General features: G+C 73.4%; 16 protein-coding genes. 8 read left to right on the top strand and 8 right to left on the bottom strand.

What is annotated here, in order from left to right:
• Positions 1-11 precede the first annotated feature (11 nt).
• Together ABZ924_RS22800 and ABZ924_RS22795 are read right to left on the bottom strand one after the other, a co-directional pair.
• Positions 12-1,640, bottom strand: coding sequence for an ABC transporter permease (locus ABZ924_RS22800; protein WP_361912675.1), 1,629 nt, complete (start codon positions 1,638-1,640; stop codon positions 12-14).
• On the bottom strand, positions 1,637-2,533 hold the full coding sequence (locus ABZ924_RS22795) for an ABC transporter ATP-binding protein (RefSeq protein ID WP_361912672.1): 897 nt from the start codon (positions 2,531-2,533) through the stop codon (positions 1,637-1,639). Before ABZ924_RS22795 ends, ABZ924_RS22800 begins: the two co-directional genes overlap by 4 nt.
• Before the next feature lie 75 nt (positions 2,534-2,608).
• On the opposite strand from ABZ924_RS22795, the gene ABZ924_RS22790 reads away from it, so the two are divergent.
• Together ABZ924_RS22790 and ABZ924_RS22785 are read left to right on the top strand one after the other, a co-directional pair.
• Positions 2,609-3,106: a MarR family transcriptional regulator gene (locus tag ABZ924_RS22790; protein WP_361912739.1), complete on the top strand. Its 498-nt coding sequence runs from the start codon at positions 2,609-2,611 to the stop codon at positions 3,104-3,106.
• Between the two features lie 106 nt (positions 3,107-3,212).
• Positions 3,213-4,493 (top strand): hypothetical protein, encoded by a 1,281-nt coding sequence (locus tag ABZ924_RS22785; RefSeq protein ID WP_361912669.1) that lies wholly within the window; start codon positions 3,213-3,215, stop codon positions 4,491-4,493.
• On the opposite strand, the gene ABZ924_RS22780 is transcribed toward ABZ924_RS22785, so the two are convergent.
• Complete coding sequence (locus tag ABZ924_RS22780; protein ID WP_361912736.1) at positions 4,477-5,295, bottom strand: diacylglycerol kinase; 819 nt, start codon at positions 5,293-5,295, stop codon at positions 4,477-4,479. The two genes, ABZ924_RS22785 and ABZ924_RS22780, sit on opposite strands and share 17 nt — an antisense overlap.
• 184 nt (positions 5,296-5,479) lie before the next feature.
• Between ABZ924_RS22780 and ABZ924_RS22775 the strand changes: the two genes are divergently transcribed.
• Positions 5,480-6,763 carry an adenylosuccinate synthase gene (locus ABZ924_RS22775; RefSeq protein ID WP_361912666.1) on the top strand — a complete coding sequence of 428 codons (1,284 nt, stop codon included), beginning with the start codon at positions 5,480-5,482 and terminating at the stop codon, positions 6,761-6,763.
• 58 nt (positions 6,764-6,821) lie between these two features.
• Here ABZ924_RS22775 and ABZ924_RS22770 read toward each other — a convergent pair whose 3' ends face one another.
• Together ABZ924_RS22770 and ABZ924_RS22765 are read right to left on the bottom strand one after the other, a co-directional pair.
• The gene (locus ABZ924_RS22770; protein ID WP_361912663.1) at positions 6,822-7,280 is read right to left on the bottom strand and encodes a hypothetical protein; all 459 of its coding nucleotides are present in this window, start codon (positions 7,278-7,280) and stop codon (positions 6,822-6,824) included.
• Between the two features lie 23 nt (positions 7,281-7,303).
• A complete protein-coding gene (locus tag ABZ924_RS22765; RefSeq protein ID WP_361912660.1) occupies positions 7,304-7,900 on the bottom strand; it encodes a helix-turn-helix domain-containing protein in 597 nt (198 codons plus the stop codon).
• 97 nt (positions 7,901-7,997) lie between these two features.
• On the opposite strand from ABZ924_RS22765, the gene wrbA reads away from it, so the two are divergent.
• Positions 7,998-8,609 carry an NAD(P)H:quinone oxidoreductase gene (gene wrbA, locus ABZ924_RS22760; RefSeq protein ID WP_361912657.1) on the top strand — a complete coding sequence of 204 codons (612 nt, stop codon included), beginning with the start codon at positions 7,998-8,000 and terminating at the stop codon, positions 8,607-8,609.
• A gap of 50 nt (positions 8,610-8,659) precedes the next feature.
• Here wrbA and ABZ924_RS22755 read toward each other — a convergent pair whose 3' ends face one another.
• Both ABZ924_RS22755 and ABZ924_RS22750 read right to left on the bottom strand, forming a co-directional pair.
• Positions 8,660-11,509: a DUF6879 family protein gene (locus ABZ924_RS22755; RefSeq protein ID WP_361912654.1), complete on the bottom strand. Its 2,850-nt coding sequence runs from the start codon at positions 11,507-11,509 to the stop codon at positions 8,660-8,662.
• 100 nt (positions 11,510-11,609) lie between these two features.
• On the bottom strand, positions 11,610-11,879 hold the full coding sequence (locus ABZ924_RS22750; protein WP_361912651.1) for a hypothetical protein: 270 nt from the start codon (positions 11,877-11,879) through the stop codon (positions 11,610-11,612).
• 131 nt (positions 11,880-12,010) lie between these two features.
• Here ABZ924_RS22750 and ABZ924_RS22745 point away from each other — a divergent pair, with 131 nt between their 5' ends.
• From ABZ924_RS22745 to ABZ924_RS22735, 3 genes are all read left to right on the top strand, one after another.
• A complete protein-coding gene (locus tag ABZ924_RS22745) occupies positions 12,011-12,418 on the top strand; it encodes a RidA family protein (protein ID WP_361912648.1) in 408 nt (135 codons plus the stop codon).
• Positions 12,415-13,812, top strand: coding sequence for a PE-PGRS family protein (locus ABZ924_RS22740; protein WP_361912645.1), 1,398 nt, complete (start codon positions 12,415-12,417; stop codon positions 13,810-13,812). Before ABZ924_RS22745 ends, ABZ924_RS22740 begins: the two co-directional genes overlap by 4 nt.
• Before the next feature lie 181 nt (positions 13,813-13,993).
• The gene (locus ABZ924_RS22735; RefSeq protein WP_361912643.1) at positions 13,994-14,245 is read left to right on the top strand and encodes a hypothetical protein; all 252 of its coding nucleotides are present in this window, start codon (positions 13,994-13,996) and stop codon (positions 14,243-14,245) included.
• Between the two features lie 32 nt (positions 14,246-14,277).
• Here ABZ924_RS22735 and ABZ924_RS22730 read toward each other — a convergent pair whose 3' ends face one another.
• Complete coding sequence (locus ABZ924_RS22730; RefSeq protein WP_361912641.1) at positions 14,278-14,748, bottom strand: carboxymuconolactone decarboxylase family protein; 471 nt, start codon at positions 14,746-14,748, stop codon at positions 14,278-14,280.
• A gap of 110 nt (positions 14,749-14,858) precedes the next feature.
• Between ABZ924_RS22730 and ABZ924_RS22725 the strand changes: the two genes are divergently transcribed.
• The gene (locus tag ABZ924_RS22725; RefSeq protein WP_361912638.1) at positions 14,859-15,281 is read left to right on the top strand and encodes a hypothetical protein; all 423 of its coding nucleotides are present in this window, start codon (positions 14,859-14,861) and stop codon (positions 15,279-15,281) included.
• The last annotated feature ends 10 nt before the right edge of the window (positions 15,282-15,291 follow it).

Here is a 15,291-nt window from a genome sequence, read left to right as displayed (position 1 = left end):
CCGCACCGGCGTCATACGGCCAGGTCGCGGCGGCGCAGGGCGGCCAGGCCCGCCGCCAGGAGGGCCGCGGCGAGGGCGGTCAGGGCCGCGAGCGGGGTCCACAGGGCGCCGGCGCCCGGGCCGGGGCCGGGGAGCTTGGGCAGGTGGGCGAAGGGCGAGAGGTCCAGGGCGGCCTGCGGCAGGTCCAGGGCCGGGCCGATCCAGCCGAGGAGGACCACCCCGCCGGCCGCGGCCCAGGCGGCCGCCGCGTACCGGGGGGCCGCGCCGTGCAGGAGGGCCGCCAGGGCGCCGATCACCCAGACCGCCGGGAGCTGGGCGAGCGTGGCTCCGGCCGTCGCGGCGACGCCCCGGCCGTGGCCGAGGCCCAGGCCCAGCCCGCCCAGCAGCAGGATCAGCGCCGACCCGCCGAAGGCCACGGCCAGGTGGCCGCCGGCCCAGCGCAGCCGGCCGACGGGGGCCGCGAGGAGCGGTTCGGCGCGCTGCCCGCTCTCCTCGCCGGCCGGCCTCAGCACCGCCGAGACGATGTACAGGGCGGCGACCATGCCGAGCATCCCGGCCATCGTGGCGAGGAAGGCGTCGGCGAGGGCACCCTGCCCGCCCATCCGCTCGATGATCCCGCGGGTCCGGTCGTTGTCGCTGACCAGCTGTGCGGCCCCGTCCGTCATCGCGCCGAACACCGCCCCGGCCGTCAGGAACCCGGCGCTCCAGCCGGCCAGGCTGCCCCGCTGGAGCCGCCAGGCCAGCGCTCCGGCGCTGCCGAGACGGCCCTGCGCGGGCCCCGGCCGGGCCGGCAGGAAGCTCGAGCCGAGGTCGCGGCGCCCGGCGAGCGCGTACGCCGCCGCGATCTGCACCGCGGCCGCCGCGGCGAACAGGCCGAGCACCCACCAGCGTTCGCCGGCGAAGGCCCGTACGTGCTCCAGCCAGCCCAGCGGCGAGGCCCAGGTCAGCGCACTCGCCCCGGAGCCGCTGCCCGCACCGCCCGCAGCCCCCGCACTACCCGCACCGCCCGCGTCGCCCGCGTCGCCCGCGGCGCGCAGCACGAAGGCCGCGCCGAGCAGCGCCCCCGCGAGCCCCTTCGCGAGCCGCGCGCTCTCGGTGAGCTGCGCGGTGATCGCGGCGAGCCCGGCGAAGAGCATGCCGGTGGCGCCGATGCCGAGGCCCAGGGCGAGCGCCCCGCCCGCGCCCCGGGCGGCCAGTCCGCCCGCCACCAGCAGTGCGACCGCCGCATTGGCGGCGAGCGCGGCGAGCAGGGCGGCGGTCAGCGGCGCGCGCCGGCCCACCATGGCCGCGGACAGCAGCTCCTGACGGCCCGTCTCCTCCTCCTCGCGGGTGTGCCGGACCACGACGACCAGGCTCATGACCCCGGCGAGCACCCCGGCGAAGACCCCGCCCCGCCAGGCGGTCAGCGCACCGATGGAGTCGCCGAAGGCCGGCCCGTACAGGGCGCGCAGCGAGCCGTTGGTGTGCAGGGTGGCGAGCAGGTGCGCCCGGTCGGCCTCGGTGGCGTACGCCGAGGCGAGCGCGGCGGGCAGGCTGAGCACCGTCGCGGACACGACGAGGATCCAGACCGGCAGTACGACGCGGTCGCGGCGCAGGGCCAGGCGCAGCAGGGCCGCGGTTCCGGCGAACGGGTCCCTCATCGCACTGCACCCGCCTCCGCGTAATGGCGCAGGAAGAGCTCCTCGAGGGTGGGCGGGCTCGAGGTCAGCGACCGCACACCGGACGCGGTCAGGGAGCGCAGTACGGCGTCCAGCGCGTCGGTGTCGGCCTGCAGGCGGATCCGGTTGCCCTGCACCCGCAGGTCATGGACGCCGGGCAGCTGCGCCAGGCCGTTCGGCGGGCCGGCGAGCTCGGCGCTGATCGACGTACGGGTGAGGTGGCGCAGCTCGGCGAGGGTGCCCGTCTCCACGGTGCGGCCCGCGCGGATGATGCTGACCCGGTCGCAGAGGGCCTCGACCTCGCTGAGGATGTGCGAGCTGAGCAGGACGGTACGGCCGGCGGCGCGGGCCTCGGCGACGCAGCTGCGGAAGACCTCCTCCATCAGCGGGTCGAGCCCGGAGGTGGGCTCGTCGAGGACGAGCAGCTCGGCGTCGGAGGCGAAGGCGGCGACGAGGGCCACCTTCTGCCGGTTGCCCTTGGAGTACGTGCGCCCCTTCTTGGCGGGGTCGAGCTCGAACCGCTCGATCAGGCGGGTGCGGCGCGTGCGGTCGAGGCCGCCGCGCAGCCGCCCGTACAGGTCGATCACCTCACCGCCGGAGAGGTTGCGCCACAGGGTGACGTCGCCGGGGACGTAGGCGGTGCGGCGGTGGAGCGCCACGGCGTCGGTCCACGGGTCGCCGCCGAGGAGCTCGGCGGTTCCGGAGTCGGCGCGCAGCAGGCCGAGCAGGATCCGGATGGTGGTGGACTTGCCGGCGCCGTTGGGCCCGAGGAAGCCGTGGACCTCGCCGGTGGAGACCGAGAGGTCGAGTCCGTCCAGGGCGCGGGTGCGACCGAACGCCTTGTGGAGTCCGGCGACGCTGATGGCCTTCGTCATGTTCCTGAACGTACGCTGCTTTCAGAAATTTGTGAAGCTAGGAAATCGCGTAAAGTCCGGTACGTGGCGGAAGAGATGGCAGGGGCGCGCAGCGGCGGCATGCGGGACGGCGAAGCGGTCTCGCGCTTCGTGGAGCGGTTCGCCGCCCAGCTGACCGAGGCGGGCATGCAGCGCATGGCCGCGCGCGTCTTCGCGCAGCTGCTGGCCAGCGACAGCGGGTCGATGACCTCCGCCGAGCTGAGCGAGGCCCTCCGTATCAGCCCCGCCGCCGTGTCGGGCGCGGTGCAGTACCTCTCGCAGGTCAACATGGTCAGCCGGGAGCGCGAGCCGGGCTCCCGCCGCGACCGGTACGTCCTGCACAACGAGCTCTGGTACGAGACCTTCACCCGCCGCGACCAGGTCCTGACCCTGTGGGAGAAGACCCTGCGCGAGGGCGTGGCGGGCCTCGGCGCCGACACCCCGGCGGGGGCGCGCATCGCCGAGACCGCGGCGTTCTTCGAGTTCCTGCAGCAGGAGCTGCTGGGCCTGATGGACCGCTGGCGCAGCCACCGCGCCACCCTCGACCTGCCCTGACGGGCGGGAGTCCCGCCGAAACCGTTGCCCTGGGGCCCCGGCCGACTGCTAACCTGCATCCGCTGCCTTCGGCGCCCCCCAGCGGGAGCGTTCGGAGGCTTTTTTCATGCCTTCTGACACCCCCTCACCGAAGACACCCGCCCCCAACCCGGCACCCAGGACACCCGCCCCCGCCCCCGTCGGCTACCGCGCCCTGCTCCGCAACCGCGAGTTCGCCGGCCTGTACGCGAGCCTCACCCTGACCGTGGCCGCGAGCACCCTGTCCGGCTTCGCCCTCGGCACGCTCGTCGACCGGCAGGTCCACTCGCCGTTCCTGACCGCCGTCAGCATGTACGGGGCCGCCTTCGCCACCGTGCTCGGCGCGCTCACCCTGATGTCCGCGGCCGACGGCAGCCGGCCCCGCCGGACCCTGGTCCTGCTCCAGTGCGTCGCCCTCGCCGGCGCCGCCGCCCAGGCGGTGCCGGGGCTGCCCCTGACCGCCCGGTTCGGCCTGCTGCTGGTGGCCGGCTTCTTCCAGTCGCTGGGCACCGGGACCCGGATGGGCCTGCTCGCCGAGGTCCTGCCGCAGTCCTCGTACGCCCTCGCCCGCTCCCTGATGAACATCACCGCCGGCGGCATGTCCGTCCTCGGCTACGCCGCCGGCGCCCTGCTGCTGGCCCGCCTCGGCCCCCACCGGGTCTTCGCCCTCGCCGCCGCCCTGACCGGGCTCGGGCTCGCCGTCGTGGCGGCGACCGTGCGCGAGCGCTCGATCCGGCCGGGCCGCCGCCCCGGGCTGCGCACCACCCTGTCCGCCAACGCCGAGCTCCTCGCCCGCCCCGGGCGGCGGGCGCTGCTGCTAAACCTGTGGGTCCCCAACGGGCTGGTCGTCGGCTGCGAGGCCCTGTTCATCCCCTACGCCCCGGGCCACGCCGGGACCCTGCTCGCCGCCGCGTCCGCCGGGCTGCTCCTCGGCGACCTCGCCGTCGGGCGGCTGCTCACCGCCGACGGCCGGCGCCGGGCCGCCTTCGCCCTGCGGCTGCTGATGGCCGCGCCGTACCTGCTGTTCGCATTCCATCCGCCGCTGCCACTCGCCGCGGTCGCGGTGTTCGCCGCGGGGGCCGGCTTCGCGGCGACGCTGCCGCTGCAGGAGCAGCTGCTCGCGCTCACTCCCGACCCGGTCCGCGGCCAGGTCCAGGGCGTGGAGTCGGCCGGCCGGATGACCTGGCAGGGCCTGGGGGCGGCGCTCGCCGGCGCCGCCGCCCAGGTCGCCGGGCCGACGCTCGCGATCACCGCCCTGGCGGCGGCCTCCCTCGCCCTCACCGTCGCCTCCCGCCCGTCCGTCCGGCGCGAGGGCGCAGCGGCGGCGGCGCGGACCGGGCCGGCCGCGGAGGTCACCGCGGCAGGATGAGCCCCCACGCCGCCGGCCGCAGGGTCCAGGTCCGTCTGCGGACCGGCCCGGCGACGGCGGCGTCGGCGCGGTAGCGGAAGTCCGCCCCCGACACCGTGACCACCCCGGCCCGCACCCGCACCACGCTCCCGTCCACCCGGACCGCCACCTCTGCCAGCCCGCCGTCCGCGGGCGCCACCGAGACGTCCTCCACCCTCCGGTCGACGTCCGCCAGCACCACCCCGTCCGCCTCGACCCGCAGCCGGTGGCCGCCGCCGCTCCCGCCGGGCGCCGGCGCGGGCGGCCTGATCAGCGTGCGCACCAGCGAGCGGTACGCGCTGCGCACCGAGGGTCCGGCCGGCCGCGGCACGGGCGGCCGAACGGGTGGAATCCGCAGGCCTCCGAGCACGACCCCGTCGCTGTCGTCGACGAGCAGGTCCCGCACGCCGACGACCCCGTCGAGGACCGTCCGGGCGGCGGCCACCGCCGAGAGGGGAACGCCCAGCAGCCGCGCCAGCCCCAGCGACCCCGCCTGCCCCACCGGGATGAGCGAGACCGCCCCCTCGGCGAGACCGCGCTCGCGGTGCAGCAGCCCGACGGCCCGCACCAGCGCCCGGTCGTCGCCCACGATGACCGGCCGCCGATGGCCCCGGCGGGCGAGCGCCCGCGCAAACTCCGCTTCCGAGTCCGGGAGGCAGATTTTCGCCGCCGCCCCCGCCGACAGGACATCCTTCGCGATCCGCACGGACTCGCCGTCAAGACGGCGGGCGACCGGGTCGACGAGCACGAGCAGGCCGCCTACCGGCGCGCCCGCGGGGCTCATGGTGGGCTCTGGAGCCGACACCTCGGTCCTTCCTCGGGTAGCATCTTTGTGCAAGAGGCCCTTGCGCTATTGCGCCAGGGCCTTCGTCTATTCCGGGGTACCGGTCCGACGGCTCAGCCTGCGGTGTACATCGTCGTACGCCCCCTGACCCAGGACATGCCCCATCCGGAAGAGGTGTACGCCTGTGCCCGCTCTTGTGCTGCTCGGAGCTCAGTGGGGTGACGAGGGCAAGGGAAAGGCCACCGACCTGCTCGGTGGATCCGTTGACTACGTGGTGCGCTACCAGGGCGGCAACAACGCCGGCCACACGGTCGTCGTAGGCGACCAGAAGTACGCGCTGCACCTTCTCCCCTCCGGCATCCTCTCCCCCGGATGCACCCCGGTCATCGGCAACGGCGTCGTCGTCGACCCGTCCGTACTCCTCTCCGAGCTGCGCGGGCTCAACGAGCGCGGCATCGACACCTCCAAGCTGCTGATCAGCGGCAACGCCCACCTGATCACGCCGTACAACGTCACCCTCGACAAGGTCGGCGAGCGCTTCCTCGGCAAGCGCAAGATCGGCACCACCGGCCGCGGCATCGGCCCGACGTACGCCGACAAGATCAACCGCATCGGCATCCGCGTCCAGGACCTGTACGACGAGTCGATCCTGACCCAGAAGGTCGAGGCGGCCCTCGAGGGCAAGAACCAGCTCCTCGCGAAGCTGTACAACCGCCGCGCGATCGACGCCGCGCAGATCGTCGAGGAGATGCTCCAGTACGCGGAGCAGATCAAGCCGTACGTCGCCGACACCACGCTGATCCTCAACAACGCGCTGGACGAGGACAAGGTCGTGCTGTTCGAGGGCGGCCAGGGCACCCTGCTCGACGTCGACCACGGCACGTACCCCTTCGTGACCTCGTCGAACCCGACCGCGGGCGGCGCCTGCACCGGTACCGGCGTCGGCCCGACCAAGATCAGCCGTGTCATCGGCATCCTGAAGGCCTACACCACCCGCGTCGGTGCCGGCCCGTTCCCGACCGAGCTGTTCGACCAGGACGGCGAGGACCTGCGCCGCATCGGCGGCGAGCGCGGCGTGACCACCGGCCGCGACCGCCGCTGCGGCTGGTTCGACGCCCCGATCGCCCGCTACGCCACCCGCGTGAACGGCCTGACGGACTTCTTCCTGACCAAGCTGGACGTGCTGACCGGCTGGGAGCAGATCCCGGTCTGCGTCGCGTACGAGATCGACGGCAAGCGCGTCGAGGAGCTGCCGTACTCGCAGTCGGACTTCCACCACGCGAAGCCGATCTACGAGAACCTGCCCGGCTGGTCCGAGGACATCACCAAGGCCAAGTCGTTCTCGGACCTCCCGAAGAACGCCCAGGCGTACGTGAAGGCCCTCGAGGAGATGTCGGGCGCCCCGATCTCCGCCATCGGCGTCGGCCCGGGCCGCGACGAGACGATCGAGATCAACTCGTTCCTGTAGGACGAGCCGGAACATCCGCGAAAGGGGCGGTGCGCTGCGGCGCACCGCCCCTTTCGGCTCACTGCAGGTCGCCCCGCCCGAGCCAGGACGGGGTGTCCGGGACGCCCGCGTCCCACTCCTCATCCGCCTCCGCGGGCCCGTCCGGCGCGACCGGACGCCGCGGCACGATCACCGGCCGCAGCCCCCGGGCGGGCTCCGGTGCGGCCTTCGCCGCCCGCTGCGGCTTCGGCTCGGGCGGCGGCGCGCTGTCGTGGACCTGCTCGGCCACCGAGAACCGGCAGTGGAAGACCTGCCAGGCCCCCTCGAGGACCGCGAGGAATCCGTCGTCCGTCCGGTAGACCACCCGGCGGCGCACGGTCCGCGGGTGGACCGGCGCGAAGGTCTGCGCCCGTCGGCCGAGCTCGGCGAGGGCCTCCTCGCGCGTCCCCTCCACGTGGCCCAGTACGCCCACCGACCACATGCGGTGCTCGCCGCCGAAGCCGAGGTTCTGCTCCACGAGCAGTCCCCACCTGGCCATCCGGATCCCCCTCGTCGCAGCCGTCAGTCGTGCATGCCGAGCAGGGCGTCGACGGCGCCCTTGATGCGGTCGGTCGAGACCCCGCGGTCCACGGTGAGGTGCTCGAAGAGGCTGGGGGCGAACGGGGCGAGCAGCAGGTGGGCGAGGACCGCCGCGTCCGCCTGCGGCCGGGTCTGCCGCACCAGCATCGTGACGTGCGTGTGCATGGTGAGGTAAGCGCCGCTGTCGTAGCGGGCGCCCGGTGAGGCGGCCTCGGCGGCCGCCATCACGGCGCGGTGCTCGACCAGCCGCTCGGCCTGCGTGTGCAGGAACGCCCGCAGCCGCTCCTCGGGCGGCGCCTCGGGCCCCAGCGGCGGCGGCCCGCTGAGGAAGGCCTGCTGGAACCGCTTCTCGTCGTCGTCGAGCAGCGCGTACAGCAGCCGGCTGACCGTGCCGAACCGCCGGTAGACGGTGCCGACGCCCATCCCCGCGGCATGCGCGACGGCGTTCATGCTGACGGCGTCCGGGCCGTGCTCGGCGACCAGTTGCGCCGCCGCGTCCAGGATCTTGCGCCGGTTGCGCGCGGCGTCCGCCCGCTCGGGCGGAGCCTGGCCCGCGACGGGGAGTTCGATGCGGCTCATGGAACGAGGCTACCGGACACCCTTGCAAAACGGATTCCTATCCGGTTAACTTTCAACCATCGAACCGGATAGCAATCCACTTACCGGAGGGTCCGCCATGAGCGCCAAGGTCGCCGTCATCTACTACTCCGCCACCGGCAACGTCCACGCGCTCGCGAGCGCGGTCGCCGAGGGCGCCGAGAAGGCGGGCGCGGAGGTCCGCCTGCGCCGGGTCCCCGAGCTCGCCCCCGATGCCGCCATCGACTCCAACCCCGCCTGGCGCGAGCACGTCGAGGCCACCAAGGACGTCGAGGTCGCCACGCTCGACGACCTGACCTGGGCCAACGCCTACGCGATCGGCTCGCCGACCCGCTACGGCAACATCGCGGGCCAGCTGAAGCAGTTCCTCGACACCACCGGCGGGCTGTGGCAGAAGGGCGCCCTCGCCGACAAGCCGGCCACCGGTTTCACCAGCGCGCACAACGCCCACGGCGGCAACGAGTCCACGCTGCTCGCCCTCTACAACACCTTCCACCACTGGGGCTCGGTCATCGTCGCCCCCGGCTTCACCAACCCGGCGATCTTCAGCGCCGGCGGCAACCCGTACGGCACCTCCCACCCCGGCAGCAGCGGTGAGGTGACCGAGGAGACCCTGGCCGCGGCCCGCTACCAGGGCGAGCGCCTCGCGAAGTTCGCCGCCCGCCTCGCCGCCACGACCGACCTGGTCTGACAGCCGGAGGGACCCGTCCCGCGGCAGCCCGCGGGACGGGTCCGGCCGGCTCAGCCGCCGGCCAGCCGCTGCTCGATGCGCTCCCTCAGCCCGACGGCCCGGGCATCGTCGTACGAGCCGAGCAGCCGCGCCGCATCCCGCCAGTGCTCCCGGGCCTGCTCGGCATCCTCCGGCGACAGCGCCGCGGCCAGGCCGTCCAGGGCCCGGGCCTGCTGCCAGCCGTCCCCGAGCTCCCGGTGCACCGCCGCCGCCCGGCGGTGGAAGCCCGCGGCCTCGGCGCGGCGGCCGAGGCTCCGGTAGACGCTGCCGGCACCCTGCCAGGCGCGCGCCTCCCGGCTGCGGTCGCCCAGCCTCCGCTGGATCACGGCGGACCGCTGGTACGACTCCAGGGCCTGCGCCAGCTCCTCCTGCGCGTGCTGCGCCGCCCCGAGGGCCAGCAGCCAGTACCCCTCCAGCACCGCATCGCGCAGCTCCCACGCGATGTCCATCGCCTCCTGCGCGACCTCCCTGGCCCGCGTCACCTCGCCACGCTCCAGGTGCAGCGTGCTCTGCAGCTGCAGCACATTGCCCGCACTGCGCTTGCTGCCCCGGCGCCGGTGCACGCCGAGCGCCAGCCCGATGCCCCGCTCGGCCTCGGCCAGCCGGCCCGCCTCCAGGTGCACGGTGGCGAGGTTCCCCCAGGCCACTGCTTCCCCGTGCTCCTCGCCCAACTCGCGCGAAATCTCGATGACCTGCTCGAACCGCTCCTCGGCCTCGTCCAGCTGCCGCCTCTGCAGCAGCACCAGACCCAGCGCGTTGAGGGCCGAAGCCTCTCCCCTGCGCGCTCCGAGCGCCTGCCGGATCCGCAGTGACTCCCGGTGCAGGTCCATGCTGTCGGTGAGCCGGTTCAGCCTGCGGTAGGCGAAGCCGAGGCTCTCCAGCAACGCAGCCTCACCTTCCTGCTCGCCCAGCCGCCGCACGGCCCGCAGCCCGATCTCACCGGCTGCGACCCAGTCCCCGACCGGCGCGGACGGAGCCTGCGCACTCCGGAACAGCGCCGCCAGGTGCCAGGCGTGCCGGTCGAGCCCCGCCTTCTCGGCGGCCCGCACGGCCGCGCCCAGATTGGCGTGCTCCCGCTCGGCCCAGTCCACGGCCCGGTCGTAGTCCCCGAACGACAGCGGCTCGACGCCTTCCGCAGGAGCCCCCAGCTCGGGCGGCCGGGAGGTCGGCGAAATCCACTTCCGCGCCGCATCAGCCGTGTGCAGGTACCAGTCGAGCACCCGCTCCAGCGCCGCGGCCCGCCCGGCGGCCGTCTCCTCCAGCCGCGACTGGTCCATCGCGTAGGCCCGCAGCAGGTCATGGAACTCGAACCGCTCAGGAGCCGTCTGCTCCAGCAGATGCGCCCCCACGAGCACGTCCAGGAGCTGTCTGCCCCTCCTCGCACCGACACCCGCGAGCGCAGCAACCGCCCCGGGCCCGAACTCCGGCCCCGGATGCATCCCCAGCAGCCGGAACATCCGGGCCGCATCCACGGCCAGCGCCCGATACGACCAGGCGAACACCGACCGCACGGCCTCGGCATCCTGCTCGTCACCCGTACTCAACGCGTCCCACAACGCCGACTCGTCCCTCAGATCACCGATCAGCTCATCGAGCTCCATGTGCGGATGGCTGGCCGCACGCTCGGCCGCGATCCGGAGCGCCAACGGCAGCCGCGCACACAACCGGGCCAGGGCCAGCAGCTTCTCCTCGTCGTCCTCGGCCCGGTACCCCGCGGTCACGCTCCGCAGCAGCTGCACCGCCTCGGCCTCGGGCAGCACCCCGAGCGTGATCCGCTCCGCACCGTCCCTCACGGCCAGCCCGGACAACCGGCCCCGGCTGGTCACCACCACCAACGACCCGGGGCTGCCGGGCAACAAGGGCCGCACCTGAGCCACCGAAGCCGCGTTGTCCAGCACCACCAGCACCCGGTGATCGGCCAGCATCGACCGGTACAGGGCAGCCGCGGCATCGGTATCCGCCGGCACCGCCCCGGCAGGCACCCCGAGCGCCGCCAGGAACCGCTGCAGCGCCTCCTGCGCGGACACGGGCTCACCAGGGTCATACCCGCGCAAGTTCACATACAACTGCCCGTCGGGGAAATCGCCTTGGACCCGATGCGCCCAATGCAGCGCGAGCGAGGTCTTCCCGGCTCCGGCGGTCCCGGCGATGACGCAGACGGCCCCGCTCGCCATCCCGTCGAGCCGCCGCAACTCCTGGACCCGATTGACGAACCCCCTGACGCTTCCCGGCAGTTGCCGCGGCCGCACCCGGGAGGAGGCCTTCTCCACAGAAGCACCGTGGAAGTGCACGCCACCGCTGATGGACCCGGCCTGCACCAGGTCCCGGGCGGACCCCCCGGACACGGCGTTGCCGACATCGGGAGGAGGCAGGGGCGCCACCCGCCGCTCGAAGTAGGGCAGCACGTCCTCGCCCTCGCCGTACAGCTCCCGGATGAAGCCCTCCCACCGCGCGATCAGCTCCGGATCCCGGTACCGCACGGCGCCGTCCGGCACCCCGGCCTCGGTGTAGAGCACCCGGTAGAGGACCTGCCCGCCCAACACCACCACCTCGGGCAGAGGACCGGCCGCTTCGAGCGCCCTCACCCGGTCCGCATCGACGATCCGGATCTCCTTGCCCGCCCGGGCCTGCACCCGGAAGGCGTGGAGCTCCCACTGCACGTAGGCACTGAGCGGCCACTCCACCACCCGCACCCGGCGGAACGGACTCTCCCGCTCACGGTCACACCGAACGGCCCTCTCGATCCCGTCCCGCTCCCTCTCCAGCAGCCGGACGGACTCCTCCCACTGCCCGCGTTTGAGGGCCCGCCAACTGCTGTCGTTCTCCTCGAACGCCTGCTGCCGCTCGAACTTCCAGGACACGCGCCCACGCAAGGCGGTACGACGTGTCCGAAAATCTCTCTTGTACTCCGCATGCCCCAGCCGGTCGCCCTGCATCCCACCGAGGTAGAGCAGACCGGGATCACTCATCCGCAATGTCCGGCTTCGCCGAGCGCAACATGATCCCGGGGATGACCACCAACCGCTCGTCCGGCGCAAGGGCGACCCCCGCCGGCAGCCGGGACGCATAAGCCTCGGTCAGATCCCGCCCGATGACGACCACATCACCGTTGTCGAGCTCCCAGAGCTCCGGACACTCGTCCTCGTCCTTGCTGCTGCCCAGCTCCTGCGCGGATTTGCCTAACCGCCGAGCGAACGATGCGGATGCGTCGGCTTCCCAAGGACGAGTCATGTGTGCCCCCCACTCAAGTCCGTCCGGTGGTTACACATTGTAGCCAATCCGACTACGCACAGCAAGGATCATTCAGGCCACCACGACTGTTCACCCATGTGACACCCGCGGCGTTCTGCGACCATGTCGCGATGGAAGATGCCCGAAAAACAGTCAGCTCCGGCTCACCGCTCGAGCCGCAGATCGGCTTCTCGCGAGCGGTCCGCAAGGGTCGACACGTGGCGGTCGCCGGCACGGCCCCCATCGGCGCGGACGGCACCACCACGGCCGTGGGCGACGTCTACGCCCAGACGACCCGCTGCCTGGACATCGCAGAAGAGGCCCTGAACCAGGCGGGCGCCTCACTCCAGGACGTGGTCCGAACCCGCATCATGCTCACCGACGTGACCCGCTGGCGGGAAGCAGCCAAGGCCCACGGCGAACGGTTCGCAGCCATCCGCCCGGTCACCACGTTCGTGGAGGTCTCCCGCTTCATCGACCCCGACTGGCTCGTCGAAATAGAAGTCGACGCCGTCCTGGACGACCCCAAGCAGCCATGACCGGCACGCTGACGGGACTGGCACGGCACTGCTGGAGCCCGGGGTTCAACCCGGCGGCTCCGGACGACCTCCTCGTCCGCCTACTTGACGTCGAACCCGGTTTCCTCTTCCGGAGGGACCTGTCCCCGGCCGTCCTGGACGCGGCCGTCGACCACCCGGACCGCACCGTGCGCGGCATGCTCGCCGAGGCCCGGCCCGCGCTGGCCCCCGAGCAGTGGGGCCGGCTGCTCCTGAACGAGCCCGGCTCGGCCCGGCGGCAACTCTTCGTCGAGGACGCGGCCCGGGCCGGTGTCCGACTCACCCCCGACTGCCACCGAGCCCTCGCCGCCGACACCTCCCCCTATGTGCGGGCCGCGGCCGCCGCGCTGCCCGGGATTCAGGCCGCGCTGATCAGCGCCCTCGCCGCCGATCCCGACCCCCGTGTCCGGACCGGCGCGCTCCTGCGCCATCACCAGGACGCGCCCCTGGACCCCGCCACCTTCGCCGCTCTCGGCGAGGCGGACCGCACCCGAGCCCTGCAGGGCTGCCGACTGGAAGCGGCCTGGGCCGCCCGCCTCGCCACCGGCGAGGACGTAGAGGTACGGCGCACGCTCGCCGGGAACCCGCGGCTCCACCCGGACGCGCTCGCCCTCCTCCTCGCGGACGAGGACGAGGAGGTACGCGAGACGGTCGCCGTCCACCCCGATCTGACGGAAGACCAGCGCGCCGTGATCCGGATCGACATCGAGCCCGGTGCCGGCCGCGCCCACGTCCTGCCGTGGGTCGCCGACCTCCACCACGACCCCGAGGCCATGCGCCGGCTCGCCGCCTCCAGCCACCCGTTCGTCCGCAGCAGCGTCGCCCGGGCGCCCCGCCTCCCCGCCGACGTGGTCGAACGGCTCGCCCGGGACGAGGACCCGACCGTGCGGCTGTTCCTCGCCGAGTCCTGCGACGACGCGCCCGCCGACATGCTCCTGGAGGTGTGGCACTGGTGGGACGGCAGCCTCGGCTTCCCCGGCCGACCCCGCAGCCACCCCAACTTCCCGCGCGCGGGCCTGCTGCGCTTCGCCGCCGACCCGAACCCGCGGCTCCGCCGACTCGCCCTCTCCGACCCGGAGTCGACGCCCGCCCTGCTCGACGCATTCAGCCGGGACGAAGCCGAGGAGGTGCGGCGCGACGTGGCAGAGGACCCGCGGCTGGCACCCGCGACAGCGCTACGGCTCCTCGACGACGCGGCCGGGAGCGTCCGGGCCCGGGCGGCCCGCAACCCGGCCGTCCCGCCCGATGTACTGCTGCGCCTCCTGACCGACCCCCTGACCGCCCGAGACGCCTCGTGCAACCCGGCCCTGCCCCTTCCGGTCATGCACCGCATGGTCGAGCTCCTGGAAAGCGGCATGCCCGCTACGCGCGCATGACCTGACCGTGGAGCCTGGACCGGAGTGCGGGTGCCGGTGTGGTGTTCTAGCGTCGGAAGAGCGGGGGTTGACCGATGCGTCGAGCCGGTCACCCCCGGAGTGCCCGCTCCGCGCCGCCCCCCGCCCGCGGTCCGGCACGCTCGCGGATCGCGTGACCGCCCGAGAGAGCAGGTGCATCAGCATGCGTCCGTCGGTCCCCAGCATCCTCGCCGCCCTGGTCCTCGCCGGTGCCGCCTTCGCCGCCCCGGCCGCGTCCGCCAGCGTCCAGGACTGCCAGCAGTACCTCGCGTCACACGGCAAGCAGTCCACGTCCGGCGCCGCCCAGGCCTGCTACCAGGGCTCCATCGGCAACCAGACCAGCTGCGTCGCGAGCCTCCAGCAGGCCGGCGTCTCCGCGAACGACGCAAGCGGCGCCTGCCGCGCGGCCCGCTAGTCGGGCCCGGCGGCCCGGGACCCAACCACCGATCAGCCGAACTGCCCGGGCTGGTAGTCGCCCGCGGGCTGCTGAACCAGGACGTTGATCCGGTTGAAGGCGTTGATGAGCGCGATCAGCGAAACAAGAGCGGCAAGCTGCTCCTCGTCGTAGTGCTTGGCGGCGTTCGCCCACGCCTCATCGCTCACCCCGGCCCCGTCACCGATCCGCGTCCCCTGCTCCGCGAGCTCCAGCGCCGCGCGCTCGGCATCGGTGAAGACGTTGGCCTCCCGCCACGCCGCCACCAGGTGGAGCCGCACCGAGGTCTCCCCGGCGGCGGCAGCGTCCTTGGTGTGCATGTCGAGGCAGAACCCGCATCCGTTGATCTGGCTGGCCCGAATCTTCACGAGCTCCTGCGTCGAAGCAGGCAGCGCCGAATCCGAGATGGCCTTGCCCGCCGACACGAAGTGCTTCAGGGCCTTGCCGGCCACGGGGCTGCCGAAGACGTTCAAACGAGCGTTCATGGTGTCCTCCAGTCGATGGCTACGCCCATATGACGGCCCTGCCCCACCGAATGTGACACCCACAAATGTGAGCTGCGTCTCCTGTCAGCGGCCGCCCCTACCCTGCCCCCATGACCGCCGATCCCCTCCAGGAGCACCTGTCATCCATCGAGGCCCTGCTCGCCCAAGCCGCCCCGACCGACGACGAGCCCATACGCGTCCTCCGCACCAGCCAGGACTTCTGGGACGACGAGGACTACCAAGCCTGGCACGCAGCCGAAGCGGACATGCAGTCCCACCTCGCGGCCCTGACCACAGCCCTCACCCCCCGCTGGGGCACCCCCCTCACCGTCGACCTGTTCGCCTACCTCCAGGCCGGCTTCGACGGCGAGGAGCCGCCCGCCCCGCTCGACGAGCTCTGCCGGCAGGCCACCACCCTGCACGCCTGGCCGCTCCCGGACGGCCGCCGGCTCGGCCTCACCATCGCCCAGTGGGACAAGGAGCTCCCCATGCAACTTCTGGCCGCAGTCGGAGACCTCCACCACCTGAAGTAACGGATCCCCT

This window comes from Streptomyces sp. NPDC046876 (assembly GCF_040645035.1).
In the GTDB taxonomy this organism is placed as follows: Bacteria; Actinomycetota; Actinomycetes; order Streptomycetales; family Streptomycetaceae; genus Streptomyces.
The sequence above is the reverse complement of the archived record's forward strand: the minus strand, read 5'-3'. Positions and strand labels throughout refer to the sequence as shown.